Here is a 16760-nt window from a genome sequence, read left to right as displayed (position 1 = left end):
CGGCGGGGGCGCGCTAGAATCCCGCCGGCGTATCGGCCCCCCGCGGCCGTTTAAAAATTCCCGGGGAGAGAACCCGCGATGAAGAAAAAACACTGGATGAGCCTTCTCTTCCTGGGATTCGCCGGCCAGCTCGCATGGGCCGTCGAGAACCAGTTCTTCAACACCTTCATGTTCGACCGCATCATCCCCCAGCCGTTTTACATCTCGATGATGGTCGCCGCCTCGGCGGTGACGGCGACGGTGACCTCCATCGTCATGGGGGCTTACTCGGACAGGCTGGGGAAACGAAAGCCCTTTCTGCTCTTCGGGTACCTGATCTGGGGCGTGTCCATCTGGGTCGTGCCCATGGCCGAATTCATTCGCGTTCCCGTGGCCGCCGCGTGGACGCTCATCGTGCTCGACAGCGTCATGACCTTTTTCGGCTCGACCGCGTTCGACGCCAATTACAACGCCTACCTCACCGACATCACCGACACGGGTAACCGCGGGAAGGCGCAGGGCATCTTCACGCTCTCCCTGTGGCTCGCGATGCTCGTCGTATACGGATCGTCCGGCCCCCTCATCGAGGCATGGGGCTATTTCGCGTTCTTCTTCGTGGTGGGGGCGCTCGTGTTCGGCTTTGGCCTGGCGGGCGGACTCATGGTCGACAGCGCGATGACGATCCCCTCGGGCGGCGGGGGCACCCTCGCGCGTATAAAGGAAACGTTCGGAGGCGGGTTCATCCGCGAGAACAGGGATTTCTTCCTGGTGCTCCTGGGAATCAGCCTGTGGGGGATGGCGTTCAACATCTTCTTCCCCTTCCTTCTCATATACCTCAAGCACTTCCTGCGCATCCCCATGGAAGAGTCCACCCTGCTCATCTTCATCGCGATCCTGGGCGGGGGCCTTCTCGCCTCGCTTCCCGGCGGCATGCTCACGGACCGGCTGGGGCGCAAGCGCGTTTCCATTATCGCCGTGTTCATAGAAGCCGGCGCGCTGTTCTCGTTCGCGTTCGCGCGGGAGTTCGCTATGCTCGCGGTGTGTTCCGTCGCCTGGATCGGCGCGCAGACGCTGTGGACGATCGCGTCCGGCGCGTGGAGCAAGGATTATTACCCGGACGACAGGAGGGGCGAATTCTCCGGGTACATGACGCTCTTCTTCGTCGCCTTCACAATGATCCCGGGGCCGATACTCGGGAGCCTGGTCATCGAGCGCTTCGGCATACGCGCGCTCATCGACGGGAAGGAGGGAATCATCCCCACCCCCGAGATATTCTTCGCCGCCGCGGGCATGATCCTCTTGACCCTGGTGCCCGTGCTCATGGCGCGCGACCGGAGCCGGATCGGGGATGCGCCCTAGGGCCGATGCGCTTTCGTACGCGCGGGGTACACGCACGGCGGACTGTGCTTGACATTCCCGGCGGGTTAGGCCATCATTGTGGTCAATCCGCACCAAAATAAACTGGCCTTCCGGGAAATGCACATGAAGAAAAGCAGGGTCGTGAAACTGGTGATTCTGGGAACCGCGGTGTTCAGCTGTTCCGAGGAGGTGCCGGACGGCGAGCGGCGCGTCTACAAGAACAAGTCGGCATGCGTCGAGGAATGGTCCGATTCCTCCCTCTGCGAGGACACCGCCGGCGACGCCGAGCATTCCCGGTATGGCTCGCACATGGGACCGTATTATTCGCCGGGAATGGGCTACTACTGGATGCACGGCAACCGGTTTTCCCTGCCGTCGCGGTTCTCCTCTGGGAGCGCATCGAGCGGGTTCGTATCGAGGGGCAGCTCAGTCCGTTCGACGACGAGCGCCCATACGTCGACCTCGCGCGGCGGCTTCGGGTCCAGCTCGGCCAGCCATTCGGGTGTGAGCTCGTGATCCGGAAGCGCATCGTCCCCCGCCCCGACTGGACCACGAAGGTGGAGGAGCACGGCCTCAATTATCACACCCTCTACGGGCAGATTTACTGGGACGAATCGGCGTACTACGAGTTTACCCTTCCGCAGATCGACAAGATCGAGGACGTCACGAACGAGCTGCACCGCATGTGCCTCAAGGCCGTGGAACGGGTGGTGTCCCGCAACCTGTTCGACAGGCTCCGGATACCCCCCGTCGCGATACCGCTTGTGAAAAGCTCATGGGAGAGAAACGAGCCGCACTTCTACGGAAGGTTCGACCTCTGGTACGACGGCCAGGGCGAACCCAGGCTCCTGGAATATAACGCCGACACCCCCACGGCGCTCCTTGAGGCGAGCGTCATCCAGTGGCACTGGCTCCAGGACGTCATTGGTAATTCCGGCGACCAGTTCAACTCGATCCACGAGAAAATGCTCGATTACTGGAGGGAGCGGAAGGGCTCGGTTGAATTTCTCCATGTCTCCTGCATGAAGGATTCGGACGAGGACCTCGGCAACACCGCCTACGTGCAGGACGTCGCGGAGCAGGCAGGCATACCCACAGGGTTCGTGTACATCGACGACATAGGATTCGACGGCGCGGCGGGAAATTTCGTCGACGAGGACGATACCCCCATCCGGCACCTCTTCAAGCTCTACCCGTGGGAATGGATGTTCCAGGAAGAATTTTTTGAACGGCTCTACGACACGAAGATCGCCCTGTTCGAGCCGCCCTGGAAGAGCCTCCTGAGCAACAAGGCCATACTCGCGGTGTTATGGGAAATGTACCCGGACCACCCCAACCTGCTCCCGACATACATCAACGACGGCGCGCCCCCCCGGCTGGAAAGCTACGTGATCAAGCCCTTCCTGGCGCGCGAGGGCGCGAATATCCGCATCGTGAAGGACGGCGCCGTGATCCATGAAACACAGGGCACCTACTCCGTCGAAAATTCGATCGTGCAGGCGTTCGCCCCCCTTCCCGAATACGACGGGAATTTTCCGGTCATTGGCTCCTGGGTAATCGGGGACAGGGCGGCCGGGATCGGCATTCGGGAGAGCGCAACGCTCGTGACCGACAATCTCAGTCGCTTCGTGCCGCACGTTTTGAAGTAGCGCGGTCCTCAGCCCTCGACGTCGATCACGAGGAGCGTGACGTCGTCCTCGAAATTGTCCTTCCTGCCTGTCCACTCAATGGCCTTCTCTATGATGCGCTGCGCGCACTGGTCCGCGTCGAGCGTGCTGGTTTCCATGATCGTTCCCAAGAGGGCGTCGTGACCGAACATGGTTTCGTTGATGTCGGTCCCGGGCGCCCGCCCGTTCACGGGGTTGCGCGCCTCGGTGAGCCCGTCGGTATAGAGGATGATCCTGTCCCCGGGCGCGAACGCGGTCTCCCCCTCCTCAAACGTCGTGCGCGAATCGTAGCCTATGAGTATGCCGCGCGGCATGATCTCCTCCATCCTGTTCTCGGCGCGGTGGTAGACGAGCACGGGCTCGTGCCCCGCCCGGGCGCACCGGAGCCTTCCCCCGCGCCTGTCCAGGTACACGAGCTCCGCGGTGAGCATGTGCCCCCCGGTATTCCCCGCGAGCGTGCGGCTCATGGAGCGCATGAAGGCCGGGGGGTCCGATGCGCCCTCACGGTTTACGGAAAACGCGAGTTTCACCATCGAGGCGATGAAGGCCGCGGGAATGCCGTGGCCCACCACGTCCGTGATGAACACCGCGAGGCTCCCGTCGTCGAACACGTGGAAGTCGAAATAGTCGCCGCCCACCCGCTCCGCGGAGATATAGCGCGCGGCGATCGTGAAGTGCGGCGAGCGCGGGGGACCCGCGGGAAGGGTATTCCGCTGGATGCGGCGCGCGATATCCAGCTCCTGTTCGATCCTCGCAAGCCGCTTGCCCTCCCGGAAGGCGTTCTTGAGGTAGATATGGAAACGTATCCTGGTCAGGAGCTCGCTTTTCGAAAACGGTTTCACGATGTAGTCGCTGCCCCCCGAGGCGAAGCCCTCGGTGAGATCCGTCACGCGGCCGCGCGCCGTGAGCAGCACGATGGGAAGCTCATTGTAGGGGTAGGCCTTTCGTATCTGCGCGGCCGCCTCGTAGCCGCTCATGCCGGGCATCATGATGTCCAGGAGCACCAGGTCCGGCTTTGCTGCCGCGAGGAGGGAGATCGCCCGCGGTCCCGAATTGGCGGTGACCACGCGGTATCCCTCCATGGTAAGATAATTCACGATGACCTGGAGGTTGATCGGGTCGTCGTCGACTGCAAGTACCGTTCCCTCCCTGCCGGGTTGCTCGGCTATGTCGAAGGTGCGGAGGATGTGCGCGTCCTGCTTCTGCGTCGCGTATTGCTCCGTAGCGTCGAATCCTTGTGCCTCGACCCGGCCATCGTCATCCCCGCGCGCCGGGGTGAGCATCGGCGCATCCGCCTCTTCCTGCGCGCCCCGCTCCACGAGCGGCACCGTGAAGCGGAACGAGGACCCCGCCCCCGGCTCCGATTCCACCGTGATGCTTCCGCCGTGAAGCTCCACCAGGCTGCGCGTGATCGAAAGCCCCAGCCCCGTGCCGCCAAATTGCCGCGCGACCGATCCGTCCGCCTGCGTGAACGCCTGGAAAATCCTGCCGAGGTTTTCCCGCGGGATGCCTATCCCCGTGTCCCTGACGGTGACGGTGATCATTCCCGCGGGATCCCCCCTGCGCGCCGAAACGCGGACCTCGCCGGTTTCGGTGAACTTGATCGCGTTCCCGATCAGGTTCAGCAGAATCTGCTGGATGCGGTTTTCATCGCACAGCGCGAAGGGGAGGTCCCCGGGTACGTCGTTAGTGAGCGCAAGCTGTTTGCCGGACGCGAGGTGCCGGGATATTTTGAGCATCATCTCAACCACCTGACGCAGGTCCACGGGGCGGAGGACGAGTGTGATTTCGCTGTTCTTCAGGCGCGAGAGGTCCAGGATATCGTTCACCAGCGTGGCGAGCCTTCGCCCGCTGGCCGCGATCATGCCCACGTTCTCCCGCTGTTCGGAATTAAGCGCGCCGGCGGCGCCGTCCATGAGCGATTCCGCGAGGCCGTTGATGCCGTTCAGCGGGGTGCGCAGCTCGTGCGAGGTATTGGCAAGGAACTCGTCCTTCATCACGTCCAGCCTGGTCAGCTCGATGTTCTTGGAGCTGACCTCCTCGGAGAGCGCCTCGACCGCGTAAAACGCGCGCGAAAACCGCCGCGACAGCGAGAACGCCTGGAGGAAAATGAAGATGAAGATCGCGAACGGCAGCAGGTGGAAGCTTTGAATGACATAATTGGTATGCAGGATATCGTTGACGCCCGCGAACACCACCACGGCGAACCCGAACATGAACATCCACGCGCTCTCCCGCCGCCGATAGATCGAGATGGCGATGATGACGATGGTGCTGACAAATGAGACCAGAACCGCCGCCTGAAACGCCAGGATGGTGTGGGTGTAGACGCGCGCCGGGGTGGCCAGCGTGAGGAGCGTGAGCAGCGGTCCGATCGCTACATAGAAGCCTACGAACCAGCGCGGGACGTTCTCGGGGAAAAGCCCTTTCAGGTACAGCGCGAAGGCGCTCACCCCCAGGAAAAACGCGATATACTCCAGCGTGATCACCAGCTCGAAGGGAATCCCCGGAACAAGGTATGTCAGGTAATAGTGGCCGGTAACGAGCGATCGCAGGGCGAAGATTAGGCAGATAATGCCGAAATACAGCGGCGCAAGGTCTTTTTTCCGGGAAATGAACAGCCCCACATGGTAAAGCCCCATGATGAGCAGGCTCCCGAACAGGAACATGTCGAAAATGATCTTGCGCTCCCGCAGATCGCGCACGTCATTCTCCATGCCAAGGTCGATCTCCCGCCAGGGGCCGCCCTTCCGGTAGTGGAAATTCGAGACCTGCGCGGTAATTTCCAGCGAATCCCCCCCGGGAGCGAAGGTGACGATATGGGGCCGATACGCGGGCACCGAGGTTTCGGGGCTCGTCCCCGGGACGCCGACTGTCGCGAGGACCGTGCCGTTGACCGAAATTGAAAATGCCGTCCCCATCGTGAACAGCTGGAGGGCCATCTCGCCCGCCGGCTCTCCGATCAATACCCGCAGGCGAATGGTCGCATAGCCGTCTCCCGGGAGCGCCTTCCCCCCGGCCTTGAAGTCGTTCCAGACACCCGGCACGGAGATGAAACCGGTCTTATCCGGCGCCGTATCCGCCCCGAATTCAGCGGGACCGATAAGCCTTTCCCAGTAAAATTCCCATTCCCCGTTCAATTGGACAGGACCGCTGCGCGTGAAATCCCATCCCCTCAGGTCGAGAATGCCGTTATGCGCACGCGGCGGCGGCGACGGCCGGAATACCCGCTCGCATGACCCTAGCGACGCGAGGAGCGCCGCCAAGAATACAACCCTGGCCAGCATGGGCGTTCGCGATAGGAACGGCTTGAATGTAGTTTTAATCAGCATAGGCGGCGATTTTGAGGCCGGGGCACTAGTGCTGGAAACAATATCCGCGCACGAGGAGGTTTTTGTCAATTTTAATACCCGCCCATCAGTCGTTTTCCAGGGCCGGTATCCGCGTGCGGTATCAGAGCACCGTCGAAAGCGGCGCGTATTTCCTCTCCGCCAGGTCGAACGCCTGGGCATGAAGGGAGCCGCTTTCGTCGATATGCGTCTCCCTGAACACGTCGGCTATGCGCGCACCGTCTTTCAATTCGAGGATCCCGTAGTCGCGCAGCTGCATGAGGTATGTCCGGATAATGCCGAAGGCCATTTTCTGGATGCCGGCCTCACCCTGGTGCTCGTGGTCGTACCTGCCCAGGTTCACGTCGGCAATGCGTATCGGGCGGGCGCTCGCGTCTATATCGATACCGGTCTCCACGCCGTAACGCTGCCAGAAGCTCACCGAGTTGAGAAACCGGAGGCTTCCCGCCACCTCGCCCGCGAGCGGGTACGAAAGCCTGGAAAGCGCCGCCAGCCGCGGGTGCTCGATCGCGGAAAACAGGGGCTGCGCGACGTATTTCTTGACACGCCCCATCGCGCGCCAGAATCCCGCCTTCGCGAAATCGAAGCCCTCGAGCACCGCGCCGGAGAGTCCCAGCACGAAGTGCGCCCCGAAATAGTCCGGCAGCACGTCCGCGTCCAGGAACACGACGATCACGTCCTCCTCGCGGGCGTTGTTACGCATAACGGTATTGATATGGTAGAGGCACCGCCGCATGTCGGCGCCCTTGCCCTGCTCGTCTCCCATATCCGGGACCCGGTACCCGTTGCAGACCACGATCTCGACGTCCGCCCTGGCCTCCCGCGCCCTCGCCTCCGTGAGCTCTTCCGCGGAGCCCTGCCTGCGATGCGAGAGCACGTAGCCGTCCACCAGGCCGCCAAGCTCCCGGTCGAGCAGCGAGATCTTCTGCCGGATGAGCTCCGCCTCGCGCTCGCCAAAAGTCGAGAACACCACGATCAGCCGGCTGTGGTACTTGAGCAGCTTCACGCGCTCAGGCGTGAACTCTGTCGCATTGAAATAGCTTACTTCACCCATGTCCCTCCCCCGTACGAGTACGCTCAGACTACTGTCGCACGCCGCTTCCTGCAAGCATTTTCCGCCGGCCGGTTTCCGTTGCCGCCATGGGCGCATCGGACCCGTCGCTTTCCAATCAAACGGACATTCCCCGGAAAATGTTCTTGCTTTTTAATCGAAAGCGGAAAAACCTCTTTAAAAAAACCGGAGGGACCCGCATATGGATCGATCGTCTTTCGGCCGAAAAGAGCTCTTTTCCGTAATCCTGCTCGCCGTCATCAATCTTTTCCTCTTCGCCGATCAGAACCTCATGGCGCCCAATCTCACCCAGATCGCCCATGACCTGGGCATCACCGACCCCGCCCAGCGCGATACCCTCCTGGGGGGCGATATCAGCTTCGTGTTCTGGGTGCTCGGCGGCATGGTGACCCTGCTTATTGGCTACCTGACCGATTTGATTTCCAGGAAATGGCTCTTCGTAATCACGATCATCATCGGGGAAATCCCCTGCGTGCTCACCGGGTACGTGCAGAATTACGACCAGCTCTTCTGGCTTCGCGCGGCAACCGGCATCGGAATCGGCGGGGCGCTTCCGCTCTCGTACTCGCTTATCGGCGACTACTTCTCCGCGAACCACCGGGCCACGGCATCCGCATGGATCGGCCTCGCGCAGGGACTGGGAATCGCGTTCGGCCAGCTTCTCGCGGGTTTCGTAGGATCCCTGCCCGAATACGGGTGGCGTCTTCCCTTCATCATCGTGGGGCTTCCTAATTTTTTACTCATCGCGATCTTCGCGCTCACGGTCACAGAACCGTTGCGCGGCAGCTGCGAGGAGAGCCTGCGGGACCTGATCGAGAAGGGAATGGTGTATACCGGAAAGATCAACCGCTCCCTCTACAAGGACCTCTTTAAGATCAAAACCAATATTCTCCTGTTCCTGCAGGGAATTCCCGGGACCGTGCCGTGGGGCGTCTTCTTCATCTTCCTGAACGATTTCTATTCCCAGGAGAAGGGGTTCACAATCCAGGTCGCGACCCTTATCGTCATGGTGGTCGGGGGCGCGGCGATTTTCGGCGCCTTTATAGGGGGTCTGATAGGCAACAAGCTCTACAATAAAAACCCCCGCCTGCTTCCGCTCCTGTGCGGCACCACCACGCTTCTGGGCATCATCCCGATGTTCTTCCTGCTCAACTATCCGTCGCAGATCGGCGTCGAGAACCCGAGCATCATACTCCCCGTGCTTATCGGCTTCGTGACCGGTTTCACCATCACCATAACCGGTCCCAACGTCAAGGCGATGCTCCTGAACGTAAACGCGCCCGAGACGCGCGGATCCATCTTCTCGCTCTTCAACCTTACCGACGACCTGGGCAAGGGATTCGGGCCCGTCATCATAAGCGGGCTCATCGTGGCGTTCGGGCGCCTCTGGGCCTTCAACATCGCGAACCTCTTCTGGCTCGTGTGCGGCGTGCTGCTCCTCGTCATGATCTGGACCTTCCCCGCGGACGAGGCGAAGCTGAACGCGCTCATGAAAGAGCGCGCGAAAACCATGGTAAAATAACCAGCGGAGGAGTGCATGAAACGCACGCTCGCCATTGTCATCGCCCTCGCCCTGCTCGCGTTTCTGCTCTACCGGCTCGCCTGCTCCCGCGGCGGGAGCGGCCGGCCGGACGAGTACGTCATCGACAAAAGCGCGCACGTCAGCCGCGAAGACGTTCAGCGCTTCTTCAAGAACGTACGGATCGATTCGCGGGAAGCCGCCGGGAGGTACTTCCCGGAATCGGCCGCGAACTCCCAGACCGTCCGTTTCTTCAAATCCCTCCAGTGGAAATTCCGCGAGATGGGGCTGGAGGACCATTTGAAAAAGGTCCATGACTACCTTCTGTCCATCATGGATCCCGCGCGCGCGGAAGAGATGTTCGCCCACTATAAGAAGTTCTCCACATACGAACAGAACCTGGCGGGCACGGTGCGCGGATGGAAACAGCCGGCCACCGCGGAAGATGCCCTGGCTTATTTACGGAAGCTTCAGGACCACCGCCGCGAATTCTTCGGCAAAGAGCTTGCCGATGCGCTCTGGGGCGCGGAGGTGAAAATCCAGGAGTATCGATTCCGCAAAGGCGGGATACTGCACGACGAATCCCTCACCGGCGCCGAAAAGGAATCGAAGATTTCCGCCCTCAAGGGGGACATGTGGGGCAAAGAGGGTGAGGACGCCCCCGACAGCTTCGAGAAGCCCTTCGATCGCTATACAGAAAAGCTCCAGATGTACTCGAAGGACCTGGAGGGCATGGAAGATGCCCGGAAATCCGGAAAGATCAGGGAGTTCAGGAAGGAGTTTTTCGACGACGAGGTGATAGGCCGCCTTGAAAACGTCGACGCGGAGCTCGCAGCCGAGAAACTAAAGGAAGACGACTATCGCAAGAAGGAATTCCGGATACAGGGCGACGTGAACCTGGACGCGGCCGAAAAGGAAAAACAGATCCTCGAACTGCAAAACCAGACGTTTGGCGAAGAGGCGGACGCGTTCAGGCGCCGCGAGAATATCATGAAGGGGTCCCGGTAGCCCCACCGCGCGCGAGCATACGCACGAGGGCCCCCATGACGATCAGGATGGACGCATACACCACCCAATAGCCCGCGCGCGCGAATACCGTATCAGTGTCCAGCGCATGAATCTCCGCGCGCAGGGCCTCGCGGGAGAACAGCGCAGTCTGCGCAAAGACGTCACCGGAAGGCGCGACGACCGCCGATATCCCGCTGTTGGACGCGCGCAGCACGTAGCGCCGCTCCTCCACCGCCCGCATCGCCGCGGCGCGCGCGTGGATACGCGGCATATTCGAATCCCCGAACCACGCGTCGTTCGAAACATTTACCAGTATCCCCGCGCCTCCGCGCACCGATTGCCGGATAAAGTCGCCGTATAACAGTTCAAAGCATATCGAAGTTCCAACCTTTCCGTGGACTGTGCTCACCGTGAGCGGTCCCGTTCCCGGTTCGAACCTGGACGGCGCCTCGTAGTAGGCCCCCAGCCCGCCGCTCTCGAGAGGTGCCGTTTCCGCGAAGGGGAGAAGTATATGCTTGTCGTACGACGATGTTTCCCCATCGCCCGAAATCGTCCATACCGCGTTAAACTCGCCTCCCGCGGCGTGGCGCACACCCCCCGATAAAAGCACGCCGTTCTCCCCCGCCGCCTGGGCCAGCCGCGCAAAAAGCGCGGGTTGCAGGCGCCGCGGTGAATTGAGCACCGTTTCCGGCCATACGATCATGCGCCCCTCCCCGGCCGGCGCTCCCGAAAGCGCCAGGTAGGACTCAAGCCGGGCATAGAACGAGTCGTCCCTCCAGCGCTCGCGCTGCCCATGGCTCGCCTGGGCGATGACCGCCTGGATGCCCGGGGCTCCCCCGCCACCCGCCCGTTCCGGGGATCGCCACCGGTTCAAGGCAATGCCCCCGTACGTACAGAGAAGAGCCAGCGCCAGTACCGCGATACCGGCGGGAAGAAGCGCTTTAATGGAAGATTGGGGGGTCCGATACGCGTCCTCCCCCCCGGTTAAGCGCCTTGACCGAACCATGCCGGAAATCGCGGCCCATACCAGCCCGTTTATGCAGAACAGGATCCATGAAAGTCCATACTGCCCCCAGGTGTCAGCGGTCTGCAGTAGCAGGGGGCTCGCGGTCAGGGAATACCCCAGGCCGCCCCAGGGAATCATGCCGGGCAGTATCTCGCGCAGGTATTCGCACAGTACCAGCACCGACGGCGCGACCAGCGCGAAAAACGCCATGGTATCCCGGTAAAGGAACCGGCACGCGGCGCCCACGATCCCGTAAAGGATGCCGGCAGGCACAAGGACAAAACCGGTCATGAACAGGAGCGAAAAAAATGCCGATTTACCATAGTGATCGTGAAGGGCGAAAAAAACTCCGTACCCCACGGCGGCCGCGAACACGAAGCCCCAGGTGAAGCCGATGCCCGCTCCGCGGAGGAGGCCCCCCGCGCGCGACAGGGTGCCGAATAAAGGGACCATGCACAAGAACGCGAGAGGGTATGCCCACTCGAACGAGAGCGCCAGGGCAGCCGCGAAGGCCGAGCACACGGACCAGAGGTATGGGTAAAATCCTGCCGGGGAAAAGCGGTTCATCGGCGCAGGGTAGCGGTCCGGGTAAAATCCGCAATCATCTTTCAAGGCGGTTCATCGGCTGCGTGTGCGGGGTGGAAACCGGACACCCGGACACACGAATGGGCCGCGCACAGCGCGACCCATTCACCGGATTGACATGCACGTTAGTATTAATAGCCCTTGTTTTTTAGCTCGCTCACGACATCCACGTAGAACTGCGGGGCGTCAAAGCCGGGCGTAATCCCCAGGAACTGGTCGACGATATTGAAGTGCGATACGCCGCCGCACCACCACGCGCCTTCCTGGATGCCGCGCCATGTCCCCCACTTCGACGAGGTCACCGATACGAGGCAGTCGTTGTCGCCCTCGTAGAATTTCATGAGCAGCCACGTGGGCTCCGTGATCAGGAAGTCGGCGGTAATAAGCTTGATCTTGGCCGACCAGCTCTGGTAGTAGATGCCGGAAATGTTCGGGGTATTGGGGTTGAAGGTGTTTTTCATGTAGCTCGTCGAGAGGTCGCGCGCACCCTGAAGGCTGTTCGACGCGTCGCCGAAAATCCAGTCATAGATCGTGTTCACGAGCCCCGAAACCAGCCACTCCCCGCTGTCGGGAAGCACGCCAAGGACGACATCGGCCACCGAGCTTCCGCGATGCGGACCGGCGATGCTGGTATAGCTCGCGACCTTGCTCGACATGCCCAGGTTCGATATCATGTAACGGGTATCCAGGGTCCCGTGGGAATGGCCCACGATGTTGACTTTCGATTTTCCCGTAACGGCGAGCACGTACTGCACGTACGCCTTGACCTCCTGCGCGCGGTACGCCGTTCCCTGCATTGCCATCTGGTCCGAGATATAGACGTCGGCGCCCTCATCCTCGAGCGTTCCGGGGATGTTGTACCAGTAGCCTATCCCAAGGTTGTCGGCATGGGCACCCATTCCATGCGAAAGCACGATCGGGTACTTTGTGGCGCACGCATCTGAATCGCCGCCCGCGAAGGCCAGCCCGGTTGAAAATACAAGACACAGCACGATACTCAGGCATACGGTGATTCGATTCATTCAAATCCTCCTGAATTTTCTTTTTTGCGCCACTCGGACATAACCCAAGTATATTCCAAACCGTCCGGACTGTCAATTATTTTTAGCCTTGATGGGTTAAAATTAAACTCGTCCGATTATTATTCACTTCAATAATTTTGGTGGGCCGATATTTCCCTTTCCCTCCGGCACCCCCCTTGCAGCGGGTTCGTACCGTCGCGCAGGCGGCGGATGTGTACGGGAGGTCCAATAATTCACAATAAATTATTGCTGAATCGAAATTTAAGAATTATATTAAATTTGGAAATTTAATATGTCACGGGGGGAGGAGAACACCGGATGAAAGATATCTTGAAAACGCACGTTTTTAAAGTACGCTCCCTTACAAAGCCGGATTCGCTCAGCAAGGCCGAATCGACCCTGGGAAGCCTTCTGGGCGTGATGCAGGTATCATCGAACGCGGGAAGCCGGTCGCTCAGGGTCAGCTATAATCTTAAATTCGTGACCTATGCATCGCTCACCAAGAAGCTTCGCGACCTGGGATGCTACCCGGTGGAGAATGTGCTGGAATCGCTTAAGACCAGGTTTATCAGCTTTACCGAAAAGAATGAAATTCAGAGTCAGGCTTCCCCGGCACGCCGTTTGACGCGGCCCCCGGGACAGGCGGTAAAAAACCACAGGTAGGATAGGATTAATGGAAAGGGGCGCCGTAAGCGCCCCTTTTTATTGCTTGTTTCTAATGTTCCATCATGCTTGTCGCGGGGGGATAAATGCCTTTTTTTCTCCGGTAGATCGCGATCCCAAAGCGTATGCCCCCGGTCAGCGCAACCCAGCAGCAGATTATGCCCGCGATCCAGATGCTGTGATGCACCGCCACATGGTATTCCCGGATGATATCCATGACGAATTTGTCCATTCGCTACCTCGTGAAATGACCTTTATTGCGATGTCCGCAGCGCCCCGAGGGGCCATCGCCGTTTCGGGGGATAATGGTACGGGGGGTCGGTCGCTTGTCAATACTTTCTCATTAATTTTACCGCGTATCAAATCCCCTATAATGCAAATTGTAGTGGCAATTTCATGGTATACTGTCTACCCTTGCCATCGAGATTCCACCTGCCGTGCGATAAATCGGGCAGGTTTTACCCGTTTTATCGAACCACCGGCCCGTGTCGGGCATTCATGACCGCCGGATGTCCGATACATGGCGGAAAATTCATACGCGACAGGCATAAAGAGCATGTGGTCATTATTTAAGAAAAAATACCCGGTGATAGTGCCGGCAAAGAATCATAAGATGTCGCGCGGACGCGTTGAACCGGAGGTGCTTGCCATCCTGGACCGCCTGCGCAGGAACGGTTACAAGGCATACCTGGTGGGGGGATGCATTCGCGACATACTGCTCGATAAAAAGGCCAAGGATTTCGATATCGTGTCCGATGCGCGGCCCAACCAGATCAAGAGGCTGTTCAAGAGGTGTTTCCTGATAGGAAGGCGCTTCCGGCTCGCGCACGTCTATGTTTCGCACGACCGGTTCGTGGAGGTCGCCACGTTCCGGGCCCTGGTCGACCCGGAGGAGGTCCAGGGGCCGCGCTACGCCGCCAACAACGTGTTCGGCACGATAGAAGAGGACGTCCTCAGGCGGGATTTCACCGTGAACGCGCTCTATTTCGACAGCGGCGATTCGTCCCTGGTCGACTATACCGGCGGGCTGGCGGACCTCTCAAAAAAAGCCCTTCGCTGTATCGGAAACCCCGCGGAACGCTTCGCCGAGGACCCCGTTCGGATCATCCGGGCCGGGCGCTTCTGCGCACAGCTGGGATTCTCACTCCCCCGGCGAGAGCTCAAGGCCGTTAATGACTGCGCGCACCTGATTAAAGAGGCGAACGCGAACCGGCTTCTCGAGGAGGTTTACAAGATACTCCGATCCGGCGCATCGGCGCGGACCTTCACCAATCTCAACGACTGGGGTCTGCTCAAACACTGGATCCCCGAGCTCACCGACACCCGCCACCAGAGCTCCCTGCGAACACGCCTCGATGCGGTGGACCGCCGCCGTGCCCGGGGCGAAGACATATCCACCTCCGTGCTGCTCACCGCGCTTCTCTGGGACTTCATCATCGAAGCGGTGGGGGAAGAGGCTGAAAAGACGAACTATCAGGACGTGTTCATCTCACTCCAGGAGAAAATGCAGGATATGGTGCAGAGGCTCCGGCTCCCCCGCAAGGAGTGGGACAGAATCTGTAATACCGCGGCACGCCAGTGGACGTTTTCGCGCGTTAACGCCGGAAGGCGCGCGAGGCGCTCGGAGGGCAATTTCATCCGCAGCCCCTACTTCGCCGATGCGCTCCTCTTTTTCGAAATCCTGTCGGGGCTTCCCGGCGGAAACGCGGGCAGCCTCAAGTACTGGAAAGACCGGGCCCGCGAGCCGCGCGACTCCGCGGGCTCGTCGGACGCGGCGCTCTCCCCGGACGCGCCGGCAGCCCACGGGGGCACGCAGGAAACCGAATCGCGCGAAACGACGGGGGCTCCCCGGCGTAAACGCCGGAGAAGACGGCGTCCGCCGCGGAAAATTCACCAGGACCCCGCACCGGGCCCTTCATAGGGGCATATGCTTCCTTCCGGCACGCACTTTGACCTCCCGTGTGACATGGGTCCCTTCGTTCACCCGGGGGCAACGGTACTCGGAAGGGTATCGCTGGGACCCGGTTCCTCGGTATTCCCGGGGGCCGTGCTCAGGTCGGACATGAACGCCATTACGGTAAGCGCACTCTCCAACATCCAGGACAACGCAGTGCTCCACTGCGACCTTGAGCATCCGCTCACGGTGGGAGCCTGTGTAACAGTGGGCCACGGTGCGATCGTACACGGCTGCATGGTTGGGGACTGCGTCGTCGTGGGCATGCACTCGGTGGTGATGAACGGCGCGGTCGTGGGGAGGGGAAGCATCGTCGCGGCGGGCGCCGTCGTCAAGCAGGACAGCGTGATACCCCCCTTCTCGCTCGCGGCGGGAAACCCCGCCGTGGTAAGGGAAAATCGCTACCGGGACCTGATAACGCCGCTCGAAGCGGCGCTCATTTACTTCCAGCTCTCCCGCCATTACAAGAGCGGTGAACCCATTGACCCGGACGCGCCTCAGCAGATAGTGGCCGCCGCGAAACGCCATGCAGCGGTGCTCAATGAAAGTATCCTCGCGGGAATGGAAGTCCTCGACGCGCTGTCCTTCGTGCTGCGACCCGCCGAAGGCTGATCACCGCGTTTCACCCGCACGTCAATCTACCCATTACCCACAGGTTAAAAACGCCCCACTCCCCTTTGCGGGGGCAACGACATCTGCCAATGATAGAAAATGCATATTCTGCCGATTGCTGAAGTTCCCCTCCGGAGGGATTTAAGGGGCCTCCTGATGCTGTTTTTGTGATATGGGCAATGATCAGAATCGGGGGGCCGATACGCGACCCTTCATGAAATGATATCCCCTGCCATCGAACGCCTCGCAACGCGGCAGGTGCGGACCTTATGCCGGCCCCAGGCGTTCTCCACGCAAATCCCTGGTGCGCGGCCGAAATCCCAATTCCTTCGCAAAGCGCGCAATGCCGCCCTGCGGGTTTCGGTGATAGATAACCCGCAGGCAGTCCTTTGCCCTCGTGAGCGCGACATAGAACAAGCGCCGCTCTTCCTCCAGGGGCGCGAACGCGTCGGGAATGACCTCGTCACTCACCCCGCATATGATTACGGCTGGAAATTCGAGGCCCTTCGACGCGTGCATCGTCATGAGCGCGAGCTTTCCGTCTTTTTCGAGATCAGGGGCGGACGGTATGCGCCGGCGAATGAGATTGCCCTGCCAGTTGTTCCGGAATAACACCGCGACCGATCCGTATCGCGCGACAAGTTCCGGCAGGAGGTCCCCCAGGGCTTCCAGCTCCTCTTCGAAGGAACCGACCTCCCGGCCGCCCACATCCCCCCGCATGGGCCTGCGCGGGGAGAGAAGCTTGCGGGTCCGAAAGCGATTGCGCCGGATAAACCGGTTCGATACGCGGACGATCTCCCTTGCCGAACGGTAATTCACGGTGAGCTTATGGACGACCGCCCCGGGGAAATAATTTTTAAACCGGACGATATACTCGACACGGCTGTCCCTGAAGGCGTAGATCGACTGCCAGTCGTCTCCGACCACGAAAAGGTTTCCCCCGCCCGGTGGAAGGAGCAGCGTG

General features: G+C 60.5%; 13 protein-coding genes. 7 read left to right on the top strand and 6 right to left on the bottom strand.

Annotation, left to right across the window (positions count from 1 at the left end; genetic code table 11):
* Positions 1-78 precede the first annotated feature (78 nt).
* Positions 79-1338, top strand: coding sequence for an MFS transporter (locus EPN93_11725; GenBank protein ID TAL34572.1), 1260 nt, complete (start codon positions 79-81; stop codon positions 1336-1338).
* Between the two features lie 242 nt (positions 1339-1580).
* Positions 1581-2987, top strand: coding sequence for a glutathionylspermidine synthase family protein (locus tag EPN93_11720; GenBank protein ID TAL34571.1), 1407 nt, complete (start codon positions 1581-1583; stop codon positions 2985-2987).
* A gap of 8 nt (positions 2988-2995) precedes the next feature.
* Here EPN93_11720 and EPN93_11715 read toward each other — a convergent pair whose 3' ends face one another.
* A complete protein-coding gene (locus EPN93_11715; GenBank protein TAL34570.1) occupies positions 2996-6517 on the bottom strand; it encodes a response regulator in 3522 nt (1173 codons plus the stop codon).
* Positions 6459-7409 (bottom strand): hypothetical protein, encoded by a 951-nt coding sequence (locus tag EPN93_11710; protein TAL34569.1) that lies wholly within the window; start codon positions 7407-7409, stop codon positions 6459-6461. The genes EPN93_11715 and EPN93_11710 overlap by 59 nt, the downstream gene beginning before the upstream one ends.
* Positions 7410-7608: 199 nt before the next feature.
* Here EPN93_11710 and EPN93_11705 point away from each other — a divergent pair, with 199 nt between their 5' ends.
* Both EPN93_11705 and EPN93_11700 read left to right on the top strand, forming a co-directional pair.
* Positions 7609-8949 (top strand): MFS transporter, encoded by a 1341-nt coding sequence (locus EPN93_11705; protein TAL34568.1) that lies wholly within the window; start codon positions 7609-7611, stop codon positions 8947-8949.
* A 15-nt stretch (positions 8950-8964) separates the two neighbouring features.
* Positions 8965-9954, top strand: a complete 990-nt coding sequence (locus tag EPN93_11700; GenBank protein TAL34567.1) for a hypothetical protein — start codon at positions 8965-8967, stop codon at positions 9952-9954.
* Here the strand turns inward: EPN93_11700 and lnt are convergent.
* Both lnt and EPN93_11690 read right to left on the bottom strand, forming a co-directional pair.
* Positions 9935-11527, bottom strand: coding sequence for an apolipoprotein N-acyltransferase (lnt, locus tag EPN93_11695; GenBank protein ID TAL34566.1), 1593 nt, complete (start codon positions 11525-11527; stop codon positions 9935-9937). The two genes, EPN93_11700 and lnt, sit on opposite strands and share 20 nt — an antisense overlap.
* Before the next feature lie 149 nt (positions 11528-11676).
* On the bottom strand, positions 11677-12567 hold the full coding sequence (locus EPN93_11690; protein ID TAL34565.1) for an alpha/beta fold hydrolase: 891 nt from the start codon (positions 12565-12567) through the stop codon (positions 11677-11679).
* 318 nt (positions 12568-12885) lie between these two features.
* Here EPN93_11690 and EPN93_11685 point away from each other — a divergent pair, with 318 nt between their 5' ends.
* Positions 12886-13230, top strand: coding sequence for a hypothetical protein (locus EPN93_11685; GenBank protein ID TAL34564.1), 345 nt, complete (start codon positions 12886-12888; stop codon positions 13228-13230).
* Between the two features lie 52 nt (positions 13231-13282).
* On the opposite strand, the gene EPN93_11680 is transcribed toward EPN93_11685, so the two are convergent.
* Positions 13283-13462: a hypothetical protein gene (locus tag EPN93_11680; protein TAL34563.1), complete on the bottom strand. Its 180-nt coding sequence runs from the start codon at positions 13460-13462 to the stop codon at positions 13283-13285.
* Positions 13463-13750: 288 nt separating this feature from the next.
* Here EPN93_11680 and pcnB point away from each other — a divergent pair, with 288 nt between their 5' ends.
* Together pcnB and EPN93_11670 are read left to right on the top strand one after the other, a co-directional pair.
* Entirely contained in the window at positions 13751-15151 is a 1401-nt protein-coding gene (pcnB, locus tag EPN93_11675) for a polynucleotide adenylyltransferase PcnB (GenBank protein TAL34562.1), read from the top strand.
* Between the two features lie 6 nt (positions 15152-15157).
* The gene (locus tag EPN93_11670) at positions 15158-15796 is read left to right on the top strand and encodes a gamma carbonic anhydrase family protein (GenBank protein ID TAL34561.1); all 639 of its coding nucleotides are present in this window, start codon (positions 15158-15160) and stop codon (positions 15794-15796) included.
* A gap of 267 nt (positions 15797-16063) precedes the next feature.
* Here the strand turns inward: EPN93_11670 and EPN93_11665 are convergent.
* Positions 16064-16760, bottom strand: a 697-nt coding sequence (locus tag EPN93_11665) for an ATP-dependent helicase (protein ID TAL34560.1), incomplete at its 5' end; no start/stop codon positions are given.

This window comes from Spirochaetota bacterium, from assembly GCA_004297825.1.
In the GTDB taxonomy this organism is placed as follows: domain Bacteria; phylum Spirochaetota; class UBA4802; order UBA4802; family UBA5368; genus FW300-bin19.
This window is presented reverse-complemented; position numbering and strand designations above follow the sequence as displayed.